Origin of the sequence: Variovorax boronicumulans, from assembly GCF_030812215.1 — a bacterium.
Taxonomy (GTDB): Bacteria; Pseudomonadota; Gammaproteobacteria; order Burkholderiales; family Burkholderiaceae_C; genus Variovorax; species Variovorax boronicumulans_C.
The window spans coordinates 42,148-59,940 of the sequence record NZ_JAUSSG010000006.1 but is presented as its reverse complement, the minus strand read 5'-3'; the positions used below and the strand labels follow the sequence as shown (position 1 = coordinate 59,940).

Annotated in this window: 17 protein-coding genes; 12 read left to right on the top strand and 5 right to left on the bottom strand. The window is 67.2% G+C overall.

Translation table 11 applies throughout. The features are described from left to right. Nucleotides 1-114: 114 nt before the first annotated feature. The 4 genes from yajC (at nucleotide 115) to J2W23_RS16905 (ending at nucleotide 5,999) form a co-directional block, all read left to right on the top strand. A complete protein-coding gene (gene yajC / locus J2W23_RS16920) occupies nucleotides 115-447 on the top strand; it encodes a preprotein translocase subunit YajC (protein WP_013544185.1) in 333 nt (110 codons plus the stop codon). Nucleotides 448-526: 79 nt separating this feature from the next. Continuing rightward, nucleotides 527-2,410, top strand: a complete 1,884-nt coding sequence (gene secD / locus J2W23_RS16915; protein ID WP_307649544.1) for a protein translocase subunit SecD — start codon at nucleotides 527-529, stop codon at nucleotides 2,408-2,410. 12 nt (nucleotides 2,411-2,422) lie between these two features. Further along, nucleotides 2,423-3,376, top strand: coding sequence for a protein translocase subunit SecF (gene secF, locus J2W23_RS16910; RefSeq protein WP_176661297.1), 954 nt, complete (start codon nucleotides 2,423-2,425; stop codon nucleotides 3,374-3,376). A gap of 154 nt (nucleotides 3,377-3,530) precedes the next feature. Then, nucleotides 3,531-5,999, top strand: coding sequence for a DUF1631 family protein (locus J2W23_RS16905; RefSeq protein WP_307649543.1), 2,469 nt, complete (start codon nucleotides 3,531-3,533; stop codon nucleotides 5,997-5,999). Between the two features lie 123 nt (nucleotides 6,000-6,122). On the opposite strand, the gene J2W23_RS16900 is transcribed toward J2W23_RS16905, so the two are convergent. From J2W23_RS16900 to J2W23_RS16890, 3 genes are read right to left on the bottom strand one after another with little or no spacing between them, the layout of a single operon-like run. Then, a complete protein-coding gene (locus tag J2W23_RS16900; RefSeq protein WP_176661299.1) occupies nucleotides 6,123-6,641 on the bottom strand; it encodes a DUF494 family protein in 519 nt (172 codons plus the stop codon). 34 nt (nucleotides 6,642-6,675) lie between these two features. Then, nucleotides 6,676-7,827: a DNA-processing protein DprA gene (gene dprA, locus J2W23_RS16895; protein WP_176661300.1), complete on the bottom strand. Its 1,152-nt coding sequence runs from the start codon at nucleotides 7,825-7,827 to the stop codon at nucleotides 6,676-6,678. A gap of 37 nt (nucleotides 7,828-7,864) precedes the next feature. Beyond that, nucleotides 7,865-9,082 carry a LysM peptidoglycan-binding domain-containing protein gene (locus J2W23_RS16890; protein WP_176661301.1) on the bottom strand — a complete coding sequence of 406 codons (1,218 nt, stop codon included), beginning with the start codon at nucleotides 9,080-9,082 and terminating at the stop codon, nucleotides 7,865-7,867. Nucleotides 9,083-9,242: 160 nt separating this feature from the next. On the opposite strand from J2W23_RS16890, the gene def reads away from it, so the two are divergent. Genes def through J2W23_RS16865 form a run of 5 tightly spaced genes read left to right on the top strand, consistent with a single transcriptional unit; the run spans nucleotide 9,243 to nucleotide 12,289 of the window. After that, the gene (def, locus tag J2W23_RS16885; protein ID WP_307649542.1) at nucleotides 9,243-9,761 is read left to right on the top strand and encodes a peptide deformylase; all 519 of its coding nucleotides are present in this window, start codon (nucleotides 9,243-9,245) and stop codon (nucleotides 9,759-9,761) included. Nucleotides 9,762-9,769: 8 nt separating this feature from the next. Beyond that, on the top strand, nucleotides 9,770-10,267 hold the full coding sequence (locus tag J2W23_RS16880) for a hypothetical protein (protein ID WP_307649541.1): 498 nt from the start codon (nucleotides 9,770-9,772) through the stop codon (nucleotides 10,265-10,267). Next, entirely contained in the window at nucleotides 10,264-11,217 is a 954-nt protein-coding gene (gene fmt / locus J2W23_RS16875; RefSeq protein WP_307649540.1) for a methionyl-tRNA formyltransferase, read from the top strand. The genes J2W23_RS16880 and fmt overlap by 4 nt, the downstream gene beginning before the upstream one ends. After that, a complete protein-coding gene (locus J2W23_RS16870; RefSeq protein ID WP_307649539.1) occupies nucleotides 11,217-11,957 on the top strand; it encodes an AzlC family ABC transporter permease in 741 nt (246 codons plus the stop codon). Before fmt ends, J2W23_RS16870 begins: the two co-directional genes overlap by 1 nt. Next, nucleotides 11,954-12,289: an AzlD domain-containing protein gene (locus J2W23_RS16865; protein WP_176661306.1), complete on the top strand. Its 336-nt coding sequence runs from the start codon at nucleotides 11,954-11,956 to the stop codon at nucleotides 12,287-12,289. The genes J2W23_RS16870 and J2W23_RS16865 overlap by 4 nt, the downstream gene beginning before the upstream one ends. Nucleotides 12,290-12,322: 33 nt before the next feature. On the opposite strand, the gene J2W23_RS16860 is transcribed toward J2W23_RS16865, so the two are convergent. Beyond that, nucleotides 12,323-13,444 (bottom strand): alpha/beta hydrolase family protein, encoded by a 1,122-nt coding sequence (locus tag J2W23_RS16860; protein ID WP_307649538.1) that lies wholly within the window; start codon nucleotides 13,442-13,444, stop codon nucleotides 12,323-12,325. Continuing rightward, nucleotides 13,437-13,976 (bottom strand): VOC family protein, encoded by a 540-nt coding sequence (locus J2W23_RS16855; RefSeq protein ID WP_307649537.1) that lies wholly within the window; start codon nucleotides 13,974-13,976, stop codon nucleotides 13,437-13,439. Before J2W23_RS16855 ends, J2W23_RS16860 begins: the two co-directional genes overlap by 8 nt. Before the next feature lie 85 nt (nucleotides 13,977-14,061). Between J2W23_RS16855 and J2W23_RS16850 the strand changes: the two genes are divergently transcribed. The 3 genes from J2W23_RS16850 (at nucleotide 14,062) to pyk (ending at nucleotide 17,790) form a co-directional block, all read left to right on the top strand. Beyond that, entirely contained in the window at nucleotides 14,062-14,967 is a 906-nt protein-coding gene (locus tag J2W23_RS16850; protein ID WP_307649536.1) for a LysR family transcriptional regulator, read from the top strand. Between the two features lie 93 nt (nucleotides 14,968-15,060). Beyond that, nucleotides 15,061-16,254, top strand: a complete 1,194-nt coding sequence (locus J2W23_RS16845) for a phosphoglycerate kinase (RefSeq protein ID WP_307649535.1) — start codon at nucleotides 15,061-15,063, stop codon at nucleotides 16,252-16,254. A gap of 87 nt (nucleotides 16,255-16,341) precedes the next feature. Further along, nucleotides 16,342-17,790, top strand: a complete 1,449-nt coding sequence (pyk, locus tag J2W23_RS16840) for a pyruvate kinase (protein ID WP_176661311.1) — start codon at nucleotides 16,342-16,344, stop codon at nucleotides 17,788-17,790. The last annotated feature ends 3 nt before the right edge of the window (nucleotides 17,791-17,793 follow it).

Sequence of the window (17,793 nt, the reverse complement as noted above, 5' to 3'; positions counted from 1 at the left end):
AGCCCCGCCGAGCTTTGATTTGCGGCCGGTTTTCCCGCGACCGCTCAGAGATGGAGTGGCAGGCCCGGCCCGCACTCCCCTCGCTTTCTTCTCTTCCCTCTGCTGGAGACTCTCTTGTTCATTTCCTCTGCTTTCGCCCAGACCGCGCCCGCAGCCGCCGGCGGCGGCGACATGTTGTCTTCCCTCGGCAGCATGCTGCCGCTGGTGCTGATGTTCGTGGTGCTGTACTTCGTCATGATCCGCCCGCAAATGAAGCGCCAGAAGGAAGCCCGCGCCATGATCGAAGCCCTGGCCAAGGGTGACGAGGTCGCAACGGCCGGCGGCGTGCTCGGCAAGATCACCTCGCTGGGCGACCAGTACCTCGGCCTGGAAATCGCCAACGGCATCGAGATCAAGATCCAGCGCAGCGCCGTGGTTCAGGTCCTGCCCAAGGGCGCCGTCAAATAAAAGCGTGAGCTGATCCTTGCGCTTTGCGGCGCAGGGCCCCAATTCACGCCGTGTCCCGTTTCTTGAAAAGCGCTTTCTCATGAACCGTTACCCGGTCTGGAAGTACACGATCATCGTGATCGTGCTGCTCGTGGGGCTCATCTACGCCCTGCCCAATTTCTTCGGCGAATCGCCTGCGGTGCAGGTGTCGGCGGCCAAGTCCACCGTCAAGATCGATGCCTCGACCCAGGCCCGGGTCGAAGAGGTACTCAAGACGGCCGGCCTCACGCCCGACCTGTTGACGCTGGAGCCGACCGCCGTGCGGGCGCGCTTCGTCACCACGGACGACCAGATCAAGGCGCGCGACGCGCTGCAGCAGGCGCTGGTGCCGAACGCGGACGAGGCCTCCTACGTGGTGGCGCTGAACCTCGTGTCGCGCTCGCCCCATTGGCTGACGGCGCTGCATGCCTTCCCGATGTACCTGGGCCTGGATCTGCGCGGCGGGGTCGACTTCCTGTTGCAGGTCGACATGCGCGGCGTGCTGGACAAGAAGGCCGAGTCCTTCGCCGGCGACATCCGCGCAGGCCTGCGCGACAAGAAGGTGCGCGGCAGCGCGGTGAACCGCAACGGCCAGACCGTGGAGATCACGCTGCGCGACGCCGCCAGCCTGGAGATCGCCCGGCGCTTGCTGCAGGACCAGATGCCGGACCTCAGCACGGTCGAGAGCCAGCAGGGCACCGAATCGCGCATCGTGGCCAGCATCAAGCCCGAAGCCGCGCGCCGCTTCCAGGATGCGGCGCTCAAGCAGAACGTGACCACGCTGCACAACCGGATCAACGAACTCGGCGTGGCCGAGCCGGTGATCCAGCAGCAGGGCATCGACCGCATCGTCGTGCAGCTGCCCGGCATGCAGGACCCGGCCCAGGCCAAGACCATCATCGGCCGCACCGCCACGCTCGAGATGCGCCTGGTGGACGAAAGCGCCGAAGGCCGTGCCGCCGAACAGGGCACGGGCCCGGTGCCGTTCGGCTCCGAGAAATTCCTCGACCGCTCCGGCCGCGCCGTGATCGTGAAGAAGCAGGTGCTGGTCACCGGCGAAAACCTCACCGATGCGCAGCCCGGCTTCGAGCAGCAGACCAACCAGCCCAAGGTCGACCTGACCATGGACTCGAAGGGCGGCAGCATCATGCGGCAGGTCAGCATCGAGAACTACAAGAAGCGCATGGCCATGCTGATCTTCGAGAAGGGCAAGGGCGAAGTGCTCACCGCTCCCTCGATCAACGGCGAACTGGGCAACCGCTTCCAGGTCTCCGGCGCGATGACCGTGAGCGAAGCCAACGACCTGGCGCTGCTGCTGCGCGCCGGCTCGCTGGCCGCGCCGATGGAAATCATCCAGGAACGCACCATCGGCCCGACGCAAGGTGCCGAGAACATCAAGAAGGGCTTCGACAGCGTGATGTACGGCTTCGCCGCGATCATGGTGTTCATGTGCCTCTACTACGCGCTGTTCGGCATCTTTTCGTCGATCGCGCTGGCGGTCAACCTGATGCTGCTGGTGGCGATCCTCTCGATCCTGCAGGCCACGCTCACGCTGCCCGGCATTGCCGCCATGGCGCTGGCCATCGGCGTGGCCATCGACTCCAACGTGCTGATCAACGAGCGCGTGCGCGAAGAGCTGCGCAACGGGGCCTCGCCGCAGGCGGCGATCCATGCGGGCTACGAGCGGGCCTGGGGCACCATTCTTGACTCCAACGTGACCACGCTGATCGCGGGCATCGCGCTCCTGGCCTTCGGCTCGGGCCCGGTGCGCGGCTTCGCGGTGGTGCACTGCATCGGCATCGTCACCTCGATGTTCTCGGCCGTGTTCTTCTCGCGCGGTCTGGTGAACTTCTGGTACGGCCAGAAGAAGAAGCTCAAGAGCGTGTCGATCGGCACGGTCTGGCGCCCGCAGACAGACGGCACGGCTGTGGCCGAAACCAAGTAAGAGGCAGCAGCCATGGAATTCTTCCGGATCCACAAGACCATCCCGTTCATGCGCCACGCGGTGGTGCTGAACATCGTTTCCGTCGTCACCTTCGCGCTGGCGGTGTTCTTCCTGCTCCACCGCGGGCTGCACCTGTCGGTGGAGTTCACCGGCGGCACGGTGATGGAAGTGGCCTACAAGCAGTCGGCCGACGTCGGCAAGGTGCGCGAAGCCGTCGCCAAGCTGGGCTACCAGGAGGTGCAGGTGCAGAGCTTCGGCACCTCGGTGCAGATTCGCCTGCCGGTGGCCAAGGGCATGACCTCGACCCAGCAGAGCGACCAGGTGATGGGCGCCCTGAAGGCGATCGAGCCGACGGTGGAACTGCGCAGCAACGAATTCGTCGGTCCGCAGGTGGGCGACGAGCTCACCAGCAACGGCCTGAAGGCGCTTGCCATGGTGGTCGTGGGCATCATGATCTACCTGGCGTTTCGCTTCGAATGGAAGTTTGCGCTGGCTACCGTATTTGCCAACCTGCATGACGTAGTGATCATCCTGGGCTTCTTCGCCTTCTTCCAGTGGGAGTTCTCGCTGGCGGTGCTGGCGGCGGTGCTGGCGGTGCTGGGCTACTCGGTGAACGAGTCGGTCGTGATCTTCGACCGGGTGCGCGAGAACTTCCGCCGCTACCGCAAGATGACGACCTCGGAGGTGATCGACAGCGCGATCACCTCGACCATCAGCCGCACGATCATCACCCACGGCTCCACGCAGCTGGTGGTGCTGTCGATGTTCTTCTTCGGCGGCCCGACGCTGCACTACTTCGCCCTGGCGCTGACCATCGGCATCTGCTTTGGCATCTACTCCTCGTGTTTCGTGGCCGCGGCCATCGCGATGTGGCTGGGCGTGAAGCGCGAAGACCTGATCAAGGGCGGCCCGACCAAGCGCGACGGTGAATCGGAAGACGATCCGAACGCCGGCGCCGTGGTCTGACGGATACTTCAGGGTTCAACAAAGCGGGCGGCGGGGCCGCAACGCTGTTCCCGTGCAACGCCGGGCAGTGTCCACACTTGTGCGGTGGCGCTTCCCGATGCAAGCTCGCGGTTGTTGTTGCCGAACAGTTCCCCCTGGCCTTCCCGATCCTTCAATGAGCATTGCGCGGTCCGCCTCTTCCCTGCAGCTCGCACGCGAGACGCGTGAGCGTTTCGTATTGGCCACGGAGGGGGCCATCGTCCCGCTGGCCCGCGCGATCCGCGAGCGGCTGACGCAACTGGCCTCCGAGGTGAGCAACGCCCGCGCCATGCAGGAGCACCGCGACGACTTCGTGGCGTTCCAGGGCCAGGCCACGCAATGGGTGACGCTCTCGCAAACGAGCTGGCGCAAGGCCCTCGGCGCCACCGCCACGCCGACCGGCGGCCTCACGACCTTTCCCACGGCGCTGCGGCTCGAGCTGATCGGCGACGAGGTGGTCGAGACCAACATCCTCGCCTCGCGCCTCGCCCAGGTGATCCACGACAAGGCGAGCTTCGAGCTCAGCGACCTGCGCCTGCGCATCCAGCACCTCGAAGGCACGAGCGAGCTCGATTCGAAGGACGTGCTCAAGCCCGAGACGCTGGCCAGGCTGCTGGTGGAGCAGTGGCTGGCTGCCGGCCTGAGCCGCGAGCTCTGGGCCCGGGTGCAGGACACGGTGCAGCAGCAGCTGATCGATGTGATCGTCAAGGCTTACGAGAGCGCCAACGCCTACCTGATCGCCAACGGCGTGATGCAGGAGATCGACCTCAAGAGCTTTGTGCGGCGCACCGGCAATGCCGCAGGCGCCGGCAACAGCGCGGGCTTCAACACCTCCTTTGCGAGCGGGGTGGCTTCGGCAACCGCGCCGATGATGGACGGCGGTGGCGGTGGCGGTGGCGGTGGCTCGCAGCAGCGTCCTGGCTACGGTACGCAGTTGCCACAACAGTCGCAGCAGTCGCAACCGCAAGCATCCGTGCCGATGCCCGCCGCCACGTCGACGATCGGCGGCTCGCCGCTGATGATCGCGCGGCAGCGTGCCCAGACCGCGCTGCTGAGCCTCAAGCGATTCGTCACGGCGCGCATTGGCGGCGACACCACCACCACCGTCGCCGCTCAGAATTCGATCACCGGCACCGCGCCGATGGGCCGCGCGACGGGTCCCGGCGGCGGCACGCCGGGCACTGGCGGCAACACCGCCCCGCGGCAGTTCTCCCGGACCTTTGCCGGCGTCATCGCCGAAGCCGAGGCGGCCTACCGCATGGCCGCCACGCAGTACATGGACGCGTCGGGCGAGCAGGCCACGGTGATCCAGCAGACGGCAGTCGACCTGCGCCGGCGCAGCACCGAACTCAAGAAGCGCGCGCCCACCACGGCCGACAAGGCCACCGTGGAAATCGTCGCGCTCATGTTCCAAGCCATCCTGGCCGAGGAGCGCATCCCGTTCTCGGCGCGCGTGTGGTTCGCACGGCTGCAGATGCCGGTGCTGCGCGTGGCCATCGCCGAGCCAGAGTTCTTCGGCACGCTGCAGCACCCCGCGCGCATGCTGATCGACCGCATGGGCTCCTGCGTGATGGGTTTCGATGCGGCCGCCATCACCGGCAGCGCGCTCGAAGGCGAGATCCGCCGCGTGGTGCAGGTGATCGAGCAATACCCCGAGACCGGCCAGCGCGTGTTCAAGCTGGTGTTCGACGAGTTCGTCGCCTTCCTCAACCGCTACCTCACGCAGAGCGACACCACGCAGCGCGTGATGAGCGTGGCGCAGCAGGTCGAGCAGAAGGAAACGATGGCGATCCAGTACACCATCGAGTTGCGCAAGATGCTCAACGACATGCCGGTGCGCGACGAGATCCGCGAATTCCTGTTCAAGGTCTGGGCCGAGGTGCTGGCGATCGCCGCGCTGCGCTACGGCGCGCAGGGCGAGCAGACCGTGATGTTGAAGCGCGTGGCCTCCGAACTGGTCTGGGCCGCGAGCGCCAAGCCCAACCGCACCGACCGCGCGCGCGTGATTCAAGACCTGCCGCAACTGCTGCAGCGCCTGCGCCAGGGCATGGCGCTGCTGGGCATCGTCGACGAGCCGCAGGAGGCGCACATCAAGACCATCGGCGCCACGCTGTCCGATGCCTTCCTGTCGAAAACCGAGGCCATCCCGCAGGCCAAGATCGAAGCCATGGCCGAGCGCCTGGCGCACCTGGAAGATTTCGTGAGCGACATCGGCGGCACCGCCGACCTGCCGCTCGATGCCCACAGCATCGAACTGCTGCTGGGCGTAGACGCGGCCTCGATCGAGGTGGTGCCCGATGCTGCGGGCGTGCAGGTGCCCGAGGACATGCTGGCCTGGGCGCACGAGTTGCAGGTGGGCAACTGGTTCATGCTGGACCACAACGACCGCGTGAGCCAGGTGCAGTTCGTCTGGCGCAGCGACAGGAAGCAGTTGCATCTGTTCGCTACGGCGGACGGTCGAAGCTTCCTGATCCAGGCGGGGCGATTGGCAACGTACCTGCAGGCGGGCCTCCTGGTGCCGGCCGAGGAAGAAACGCTCACGGTGCGCGCCACGCGCGAGGCGCTGGCAAAGCTCGATGCCAACCCCGAGCGTTTGCTGAACTAGCGCGCTGCGGTTCCCTTTTCGAGAGTGCCGCGGAACCGGCTTCGCCGGGCCGCAGGCACTGCCCCCGGAAGGGGGGTGGCGCAGCGACACGAAGTGCGTGCGCGCAGCCTGGTGGGGGTGAGCTTAGTGCGCGATGCGGCCTTCGCGGCTCTCGCAGAGCTCGTCGAGCACCAAGGCATCGGGCTCGATGCCGGTACTCCAGTGCACCATCAGCACGATGATCTTGAGTTCGTCGAGCGCCACCGGATCGCCCGGTGCCGCCATCGCGCGTTCGATCACGATCTCGCGCAATCCACACGGCAGCACGTTCGACGATTCGAGAAAGCGGATGAAGCCAAGGCATTCGGCGCCCAGGTGTTCCTGCTCTGCCTGGGAGTAGACGCGCATGGCGTCGTCCGACTGGGGCAGCGAGGCTTCGGGTGCGCCGCGGAAGGTGACCGTTGCGGAGGCATCGTCGTCGGCGTCGAGTTCCAGCTGCATGCCCTGCGTTGCGAGGCTCAGGCCGTCGAGCCAGTGCAGGGCATCGCGAATCTCGTCTGCCTCGAAACCGTGGGCGCTGAGCTTGCGGCCCAGCTGTTCGGGTTCGGGGCAGGCATCGCCGCGCCAATAGTTTTCGTAGACAAAAACAAGCACTTCGAACATGGGCCCAATATAGCCCACGAATGTGCAAGGCCGGCTAGGTAGATGCCGTTCGCTGAAACAGGCCGCCGGGCAGGCGTGAAATGTGCCCGTCCAGTTCAAGCTCGAGCATCTTGGCCTGCAACGCCGCGGCACTCCATCCGGTGCGGGCGCTGAGGGCATCGAGGCTCACGGGCTCGAAGCCGAGTGCGTCGAGCAGCGGGTCTTCGGAGGCCGATGCGTCGTTGCCGACTTGGCCGTTCGACAGCGCGGCGTTGGCTGTACCGCTTGTGCGCAGCGGCGGCAGCTCCTCGAGGATGTCGGCCACCGACTCGACCAGCTTCGCGCCCTGGCGGATCAATGCATGGCAGCCGCGCGATTGCGGCGAGTGGATCGAGCCTGGAATGGCGAACACTTCCTTGCCCTGCTCCGAGGTGAGCCGCGCGGTGATGAGCGAACCCGACGCCAAGGCGGCCTCGACCACCAGCGTGCCGCGCGCCAGCCCCGCGATGAGCCGGTTGCGCTTCGGAAAATTCTGCGTGAGAGGCGGCGTGCCGAGCGGCAGCTCGCTCACGATCAGCCCCTGCAAGGTGATGCGGTGCGCGAGGTCGCGATGGCGCGCGGGGTACACGCGGTCGAGACCTGTGCCGACCACGGCCACCGTGGCGAGCCGCCGTGCGTCGCCGGCTGCATCGAGGGCGCCCTGGTGGGCTGCGCCATCGACACCCAGCGCGAGCCCGGACACCACCGGCAGGCCCGCATCGCCCAGCGCCCGCGCAAAGCTGCGCGCGTTGGTGGCGCCTTGCGGCGTCGGATTGCGGCTGCCGACGACGGCGATGCTGTTCCGCAACTGCGTCAGGTCGAAGTCGGAGGCGCCGAGCACGTAGAGCATCAGCGGTGGGTCGGCCATTTCGAGCAGCGACGCCGGGTAGCCGGCATCGCCCAGCGTGACGAGGCGGCGGCTCACGCCATTGGCCTCGGCCGCTTGCAGCCATTGCCAGGTTTGGTCGACCGATGCCTGGAGGGCCAGGGGCGTTTGCTGCAGCGCCTCCGCCTGTGCATGGCTGACGATTTGGCGCAGCGCGGCGTCGGTCTGTGCGAAGACCGTTTCGGGCAGGCCGAAGGCCGCGAGCAGCTTGCGCGCGGCGCCGTCGCCGATGCCCGGCGTCAGTGAAAGCCGCAGCCAGCCTGCGAGTTCTGCGCGTTCCAAACGGGTGCGGGCGAGGACGTGAGCGCCGGAAAGCCGGTCAGGGGTTGACGAGGAAGTCGCCCGCCTTCGGGGTGTCGTTGATCTCGAGCACCAGGGCGTAGGACACCTTCTCGAAGGTGCGGAACACCATCAGGAGGCCGATGCGTTCGTTCGGCAGCTTGATGGTTTCCTTGCGCGCGCCGGTGCGGTCGAGGATGGTTTCGCCGTTCTTCAGGATGGCCAGCACATGGCCGCTGTCGATGCCGTCGCGCGTGCCCTTGTTGATGGCGACCACCTGGTTCTGCGCCGCGAACTGCACCGCGTTGCCGTAGACCGAGATGATCCGGCCGTCGACCTGCGTCGAAGGTGCGCGCGGCGCGTAGCTCAGCAGCTGGCGCGGCGGTTCGGGCAGCAGGCGGTCGCCGGCGCGCATTTCCTCGCGCGAGGCCACGATGTCGATGCTGGCGGGAACGACCGTGATGATGTCCTTGTCCTCGACCGTCTCGATGGTGGTCGATTCGCCGCGCTGCAGCTGGGCCTTGCCCAGGTACTGCGCCTCGTAGCCGAGGATTTCGCCCGTGCCCGGGTCCTTGAGCGGCGTGGCGTTGCGGAAGATGCGGAAGTTCTGGATCGGACCCGGCACTTCGACCAGCGGCGACTCGGGGTTGCCGCGGGCGTAGGCCCGGTCACCGCGCGACAGCAGCACGCGGCTGTCGTTGCCGGCGACGATGCGCGGCGCGCTTTCGAGCGTGTTGGCGTCCACCACGATCGGTTCGCTCAGGAACGGCTCGATCAGGCTTGGGTTGAGCGTGGGCAGGGCCATGCCGGCCAGCGAGTCGAAACGGGTGCGGGGCGAGAGCTTGATGGTGCCGCCGTCGCCGCTCACGCCACCGCGACGGGTGGTCAGGCGCGCCCGGCCGCCACTCTTGTCCAGGTAGAGAACCTGGCCGGGGTAGATGCGGTGGGGGTTGGCGATCTCGTTGATGTTCATGCCCCACAGCTCCGGCCAGCGCCAGGGGCGCAGCAGGTAGAGGCGGGAGATGGCCCAGAGCGTGTCGCCAGGCTTGACCGTGTACTCGTCGGGCGCCTTTGGCGACAGCTCGCTCAACGGCACGCCCGCCTGGGCGGTCTGCTGGGCCGTGGCGCGCTGCTGCGGCGTGACGGGGTAGTTTTGAGCCCAGGCCGTGGTGGCGCCGCAACTGCCGATTACCGCCAGGGCGGTCAGCGTGGCGAGGAGATTGGGGCGCTGGCGTTCGGTGGATCTGAGCTTTTTCATGTCTGGATGGGTGAGCGCACGACGTATCGTTGCGCATACGAATCTCACAATTTGCTACGAATTCTGCGCCCGAAGCCCTTGAGAGGGCAACGTTTTCGGGCCCGGAGGCGGCCTCGCGTCGCGGAATTGGCGAAAATAGCCACAACTTCCCCCCGATTTCATGGCCAAACGAATCATTCTGAGTTACCCGGACAAGCGCCTGCACACGGTGGCCAAGCCGGTGCAGGGCGTCGATGCGCGCGTCAAGGCCCTGGTCGCCGACATGCTGGAGACCATGTACGACGCCAATGGCATCGGCCTGGCCGCGACCCAGGTCGACGTGCACGAGCGGCTGGTGGTCATCGACGTTTCCGAAGAGCGCAACCAGCCGATCGTGCTGATCAACCCCGAAATCACCTGGGCCAGCGACGAAAAGGTGCTCAATGAAGAGGGCTGCCTCTCGGTGCCGGGCATCTATGACGGCGTGATGCGTTCCACCTCGGTCAAGGTCCAGGCGCTCGACGAAAACGGCGAAATGCGCACCATCGAGGCCGAAGGCCTCCTGGCCGTGTGCGTCCAGCACGAGCTCGATCACCTGCTCGGCAAGGTGTTCGTCGAATACCTCTCGCCCCTCAAGCGCAACCGCATCAAGAGCAAGCTGCTCAAGCAACAGCGCGAAGAAACGCGCGAGCGGGCTTGATGAACCCCATGACCTTGCGCAGCCTCGGTCCCCTCGCGGCATCGGCGGCGCTTGCGGTGCTCGCCGGCTGCGCGGCCGAACCCACCCGCATCCAGCCCGGCACCAGCGCCGCCGAAACCCTGCAGCGCCTGGGTGCGCCGACCGGCCGCTATCCGCTCAACAACGGCGGTGAACGCCTCCAGTATTCGCGCATGCCGGCCGGCTTCGAGGTCACCGACATCGACGTGGACGCCGCCGGCAAGGTCGTTTCAGTGACCCAGGTGCTGAGCGAAGCGCGCTTCGGCTACGACATCAAGGTCGACCAGTGGCGTCAGAACGATGTCCTGGCGTTCTACGGCCGGCCCTATCAGATCGACCGCGTCAGTTCCTTCGACGGCGTGGTCTGGACCTGGCGCTACAAGGCCGTGAACGAGCGCCGCATGCTCTATATCTATATCGACCCCACCGGCGTGGTCCGTCGCTATCACACGGGGGATGACCTCGAATTCGAACGGATCCGGGATTGAGCGCGCTCAAGGTCGCTTTTGCGGGTACGCCCGAGTTCGCGCGCGTCGCCCTGGAGGCCATTGCCGGCGCCGGCCATGAGGTCGTGCTGGTGCTGAGCCAGCCCGACAGGCCCGCGGGCCGCGGCATGAAGTTGCAGGCTTCCCCCGTCAAGCAGTGCGCGGTCGCCAATGGCTGGCCGGTGGCGCAGCCGCGCAGCCTGCGCCTGGACGGCAAGTACCCGGACGAAGCCGCCACCGGCCGCGATGCCCTGCTGCAGGCCCGGCCTGACGTGATGGTGGTCGCCGCCTACGGGCTCATCCTGCCGCAGTGGGTGCTCGACCTGCCGGCGCACGGCTGCCTGAACATCCATGCGAGCCTCCTGCCGCGCTGGCGCGGCGCGGCGCCGATCCATCGCGCCATCGAGGCCGGCGATTCAGAGACCGGCATCACCATCATGCAGATGGACGCGGGCCTGGACACCGGCGACATGCTGCTGCGCGAAGCGGTGGACATCGGCGCCGACAACACCGCGCGCCTGCACGATCGCCTGGCCGCGCTCGGCGGCCGGATGATCGTCGAGGCGCTGGCGAACATCGGCAAGCTCGTGCGCACGCCGCAGCCCGCCGAAGGCGTCACCTACGCCAACAAGGTCGAAAAACACGAAGCCCTGATCGACTGGGCCCAGCCCGCCGACGCCATCGTGCGGCGCATTCGGGCCTTCGACCCGTTCCCGGGCGCCAACAGCCCGCTCGACGGCGAGACGATCAAGCTCTGGACCGCACACGCGGTGCCCGCCGGCGTGTCCGCCGCGCCCGGAACGATCCTGGCCGTCTCGGACACCGGCGTCGAGGTGGCTGCCGGCGATGCGGGCGTGATGCTCACCGAGCTCCAGCGTCCGGGCGGCAAGCGCCTGCCCGTGGCCGATTTCCTGCGCGGCTTCGACCTGAAGCCCGGGCAGGTGTTCGGCTGATGTTTCTTTCATCGGCAATCCGCGAGCGCCCCGAATTCCGCAAGGGCATCCGCGACATGTCCTCGGCCGCGTTGGGCATCGGCGCCTGGGGCTTGATGACCGGCGTGGCCATGGTCAAGTCGAACATGAGCGTGGTCGAGGCGGTGGCCATGACGTTGTTCGTCTACGCCGGCAGCTCCCAGCTCGCGGCCATTCCGCTGCTGTTCGCGGGTGCGCCGGCCTGGGTGATCCTGGCGACGGGCTTCTGCGTCAACCTGCGCTTCGTGGTCTTCAGCCTGCACCTGCGGCCCTACCTCATGCACATGCCGCGGTGGCGGCGCCTCACGCACGGCTACCTGACGGCGGACCTGAGCTACGCGCTCTTCACGAAGCAGTATCCGGTGCCGCCCGTGACCGTCGCCGAGCAGCAGTCGCAGGAGGCCTACCTCACCGGCAACTACTTCGTGACCTGGTGCTCGTGGATGGGCATGAGCCTCCTGGGCATCGCGCTTGCCAACCTCATCCCGCAGACCTGGGGCCTGGGTTTCGCCGGCGTGCTGAGCCTGGTGGCGATCGTCTGCTCGATGGCGACGACGCCGCTGCGCATCCTGGCCGCGCTGATTGCCGGCGCCACCGCGGTCGCGGCCTATGCGCTGCCGCTCAAGCTCAACATCGTCGTGGCCATCGGCGCCGCGGTGCTGCTGTGCTTCTGGCTCGAGAAGCAGTTCGGGCTCGACCCCGACACGGAGGACGACAAGTGAGGGGCACGGACCTCTGGACGCTGGGCGTGATCGCCGGCCTGGCACTCGTCACGGTACTCACGCGCTGCTTCTTCTTCATCCTCGACCGGCCCTGGGGCCTGCCCGACTGGGCGCACCGCGCGCTGCACTACGCGCCGGCTGCCGCGCTGGCCGGCGTGATCGCGCCCGAGATCGTGATGACGCAGGGCCACCTGATCACCACGCTGCACGATGCGCGCCTGTACGCGGCCGTGGTCGGCGGCGCCTACTACTTCTGGCGTCGTGGCGTGCTCGGCACGATGCTGGCGGGCATGGCGGTGTACCTGCCGCTGCACCTCTGGCTGGGCTGGTAGCGCGGCGATTTCCACGGCGCGCCTGCTGCGCACCTACAGCACGTGGGCGAATTCGGCGATGGCGTCGGCTGCCTTCGGGATCAATTCGGGCTGCCCCGCCAGATAGTGGTTGCCGCCCACGATGTCGACATTGCGGATGCGCGCGCCGCCCGCCGTCATCCACGCATCGCGTGTGCTCGGGAAAGTCGATTGGTCGCCCGTGTAGGTCAGCAGCAACTTGGGAACCGTGGTGCGCGCGAGGTTGGTCGGCCCGTCGGCCTGCGAGCGCGACGACCATTGCGAGAGGAACGCGGTGAGCGAGGTCGTGCGGCCCATCGCGTTCGCCGCGTAGTTCACCTGGCGCGCGTCGCCCCACACGCTGCCGGGCAAGCGATCGTTTGCATCGAGCGACAAATCCACGCAGCGCGGATCGGCATGCGTGCGATAGACGACGAAGGTCTGGTCGCGCGGCGCGCCCGGTGTGCTGCGCAGCAGCGCGAGGCGGCCGAGGCACCACTGCTCGATGCGATCCAGCCGCGCCTTCTGCGCTGTACTGAAGCGCGCGAGAAAGTCGCGGTCGTAAGGCACGCGATGGCGCGGGTCGTACATGTCGAGCTCGGGGTCCACCGAGAGCGGGTCGTGTTCGTCGGTGACCGACGGGTCGATCCAGTCGCGCATCAACCGCGTGCGGCCCAGGTGCGCGGCGCACAGCGCGATGCCGTCCACCGGCGGCAGGTCGCTGGCGTGCAGGTGCGTCGGGTCGCCGTCGGGCAGGTGCGTGGCGGTGAGTTGCTCGGCCTGCGCCTGGTAGAAGGCCGCAAGCGCCGCGCCGCCGGAGTTGCCGACGAGAAGCACCTTCTCGTAGCCGGCCGCGCGCAGGTACTGCACGCCGGCGCCGAGGTCCTGGATGGCGCGCTCCATCAGCAGCACCGTGTCGTTGCCCATATAGCGCGAGTTCAACCCCATGCAGCAGATGCCGCGCTCGGCCAGCGGCCCGATCAGGTAGTGGCCCATGAAGTTGCTGGTCGGATGCATCACGATGGCCGCGACCTTCTTCGGACCCGGTGGCGCGCGGAAGGCGCCGTAGATGCGCGGGCGCAGCAGTTGCAGGCCCGACTGGCTTTCCATCGCCGCGCCGGGCTTCACGTCGATGACGGCGAGTTGCAACTCAGGCATGCGACGCATCCTTTGCTACACGCAGTTTTGCCTTGCGCGCGGTCCATGCATCCAGGTCCGCACGCGCGCGCAACGCATGCGCATCCATCTCGGCCTGCGGCACAGTCGGCGTCGTCAGTTCGAGGCGAATGCCGTTCGGGTCGAAGAAGTAGATCGACTCGATGATGTGGTGGTCGGTCACCCCCAGCACCTCGACGCCCGCGCCCTCGAGCCGCGCCTTGGCGGCCAACAGGTCGTCCACCGAATCGACGCGCAGCGCGATGTGGTTCACCCATGCGGGCGTGTTCGGCGAAGGCAGCGCGGCGGTGTCGTCGCCCAGGTCGAAGAAGGCGATGTACGAGCCGTCGCGCATCTGGAAAAAGATGTGCACGTAGGGGCAGTACTCGCCGGTGCTGGGCACGTGGTCGCTCTGGATGATGTGCGCGAGCGGCAGGCCCAGCAGGTCCTCGTAGAAGTGGCGGGTCTCTTCGCTGTCGCGGCAGCGCCAGGCGAAGTGGTGCAGTCCGCGGATGGGTGGGGCAGTCGTCGGCATGGCTTGGTTCCTGTAAGCCGTGATTGGGCGATGCCGAGTCCTATGATGCAATCGAAATTAATTCATCGATTGATGAAATAGCCATATGAATCTGACCCTGCGCCAGCTGCGCGCCTTCGCCGCCGTCGCCGAAGCCGGCAGCTTCACTGCCGCGGCGCAGCAGTTGCATCTCACGCAGTCGGCACTCAGCGTGCTGGTGCGCGAGCTCGAACGCGAGATGGGCGTGCAGCTGCTCGACCGCCACACGCGTCGCGTGCAGCTTTCGGAGGCGGGGCGCGAATTCCTGCCCTCGGTGCACCGGCTGCTCGGCGACCTGACGAATGCCGTGGCTGGCGTGACCGATCTGCGTGACAAGAAGAAAGGCGTGCTACGCCTTGCGGCGCCGCAGCTCATGGCCTGCACGCTGATGCCGCGCGTGATCGCGGCCTACCGCCAGGCATACCCCGATGTCGATGTACGCTTGGCCGACACGCTGCCCGAGCACCTGCTGGCCGGCGTCGCGGCCGGGGACGTGGAACTCGCGGTGGGTCAGGACGTGGCGGTCGACGGCGCCATCGAGCGCCGCGCGCTGTTTCGCGACCGGCACTGGCTGATCTGCTCGCCCGACCACGCCTTCGCCAGGCGCCGCAAGGTGCGCTGGCACGAGCTCGGCCCCTACACCTTCATCGCGCCCACGCGCGACTTCCGCCAGCGCGTGCTGCCCGAACTGGCCCCTGCCGAGCGCGAAATCATGCTGCGCCCCGGCACCCAGGAGGTGTCGTACATGACCACCGCGCTCGGCATGGTCGCCTCGGGGCTGGGGCTCACCGTGTGCCCGACGTACTCCGCGCCGCTGGTGCGGGCCCACGGGCTGCAGATGGTGCGGCTCGAGTCGCCCGACTTCCACCGCGAGGTGTGCGTCTACAGCGCGGGGCGGCGCGCGCTCTCGCCGGCCGCGGCGAGCTTCGTCGAGCTCCTGGAGCGCTTCGCCAAGGCGCAGCCGAAGGGTTGAAAAGCATCGGAACGCTGCAAGAGGCGCATAGAGCCGCCCTGGGGCGATACCTACAATGCAAGACGACCTGTTTTCCACTATCTCCAGAGACCCATGAACGTCATTCGATTCACCGACCTCTGCGCGCAGGGCAAGGCCGCCGGCCAGCGCGTCTTCATCCGCGCCGATCTCAACGTGCCGCAGGACGACCAAGGCAACATCACCGAAGACACGCGCATCCGCGCCTCGGTGCCGTGCATCCAGCTGGCGCTCGACGCCGGCGCGGCCGTGATGGTCACTTCGCACCTGGGCCGACCGACCGAGGGTGAGTTCAAACCCGAAGACTCGCTCGCCCCCGTGGCCAAGCGCCTGGGCGAGCTGCTGGGCCGCGACGTGCCGCTGGTCGCCAACTGGGTCGACGGCGTCGACGTGAAGCCTGGCCAGGTCGTGCTGCTCGAGAACTGCCGCGTCAACAAGGGCGAGAAGAAGAACGACGAGGGCCTGGCCCGCAAGCTCGCCGCGCTCACCGACATCTACGTGAACGACGCCTTCGGCACCGCCCACCGAGCCGAGGCCACCACCTACGGCATCGCGCAATTCGCCAAGATCGCAGCCGCCGGCCCGCTGCTCGCGGCCGAGATCGACGCCATCACCAAGGCGCTGGCCCAGCCCAAGCGGCCTCTGGTGGCCATCGTGGCGGGTTCGAAGGTCAGCACCAAGCTCACCATCCTCAAGAGCCTGTCGGCCAATGTGGACCAGCTGATCGTCGGCGGCGGCATCGCCAATACCTTCATGCTGGCCGCGGGCCTTTCGATCGGCAAGTCGCTGGCCGAGCCCGACCTGGTCGACCAGGCCAAGGCGGTGATCGAAGCCATGCGCGCGCGCGGCGCCGATGTGCCGATTCCCGTGGACGTGGTCACGGCCAAGACCTTCGCGGCCGATGCGCCCGCCACCGTCAAGGACGCGAGCGACGTCGCCGACGACGACCTGATCCTGGACATCGGCCCGAAAACGGCCGCCATTCTTTCGGCGCAGCTGCGCGAAGCCGGCACCATCGTCTGGAACGGGCCGGTCGGCGTGTTCGAGTTCGATGCCTTCGCGGGCGGCACCAAGGCCATCGCGCAGGCGATCGCCGAGAGCAGCGCGTTCTCGATTGCCGGCGGCGGCGACACGCTGGCGGCCATCGCCAAGTACGGCATCGAGAAGCAGGTCGGCTACATCTCGACCGGCGGCGGCGCCTTCCTCGAAGTGCTGGAGGGCAAGACCCTGCCGGCCTTCGAAATCCTCAGCAAACGCGCGGCCGGTTGACCTCGGCGGCGGGGAATCTCGTGAGGGTGACTTCCGTCAGACACACAAAGTGTATACAGTAGAGAATACAAAACGGAGACCAACTTCATGAGCACGGATCGCATCCCCCGCCACGCCACCAAGATCGTTGCCACGCTCGGCCCGGCGTCCAGCACCCCCGAATTGCTGGAAAAGATGATCCAGGCCAAGGTCAGCGTGGTGCGCCTGAACTTCAGCCACGGCACCGCGCAGGACCACATCGACCGCGCCACCATGGTGCGCGAAGCCGCCCGCAGGGCGGGCCGCGAAGTGGCCATCATGGCCGACCTGCAGGGTCCGAAGATCCGCGTGGGCAAGTTCGCGCAGGGCAAGGTGCTGCTCGAAGCAGGTGCCAAGTTCGTGCTCGACGCCTCGCGCACCGAACTGGGCGACGTCGACGCCGTGGGCCTCGACTACAAGGACCTGCCGCGCGACGTGAAACCTGGCGACAAGCTGCTGCTGAACGATGGCCTCATCGTGTTGACGGTCGAAGCCGTCAAGGGCGAGGCGGTGCACACCGTCGTCAAGCTGGGCGGCGAGCTCTCGAACAACAAGGGCATCAACAAGCAGGGCGGCGGCCTCACCGCCCCGGCGCTGACCGCCAAGGACATGGAAGACATCAAGACCGCGATGAGCTTCCAGGCCGACTACGTGGCGGTGAGCTTCCCGAAGAATGCCACCGACATGGAAATGGCCCGCCAGCTGTGCAACGTGGCGGCCGCCGAATACGGCCACAAGCCCGGCATGATCGCCAAGATCGAGCGCGCCGAAGCCATTCCGAAGCTCGAAGAGATCCTGCGCGCCAGCGACGGCATCATGGTCGCCCGCGGCGACCTCGCCGTTGAAGTCGGCAATGCCGCCGTGCCCGCGCTGCAGAAAAAGATGATCCGCATGGCGCGCGACATGGACAAGGTGGTGATCACCGCGACCCAGATGATGGAGTCGATGATCACCAACCCCGTGCCCACCCGCGCCGAGGTGAGCGACGTGGCCAACGCCGTGCTCGACGGCACCGATGCCGTGATGCTTTCCGCCGAAACCGCCTCGGGCCGCTACCCGCTGGAAACCGTGCAGGAGATGAGCCGCATCTGCGAAGCCGCCGAAGCCGCGGAAGACAAGACGCTCGATGCCGACTTCAGCGGCAAGACCTACAGCCGCATCGACCAGTCGATCGCCATGGGGGCGCTCTTCACGGCGCATCACCTGGGCGCCAAGGCCATCGTGGCGCTGACCGAATCGGGCTCCACCATCCTCTGGATGAGCCGCCACCGCGCGCACATCCCGATGTACGCGTTGACCTCGCGCCTGGCCACGCAGCGCAAGCTCGCGCTGTACCGCAACGTGCGCCCGCTCCTGATGGATTCGGAAAGCGATCGCGACACCGCGCTGCAGCAGGCCGAGAACCATCTGAAGAAGCGCGGCATCGTGCAGAGCGGCGACGTCTACGCGATCACCTGCGGCGAGCCGATGGGTGCCCCGGGCGGCACCAACATGCTCAAGATTTGCCGCGCGAGCTGATCG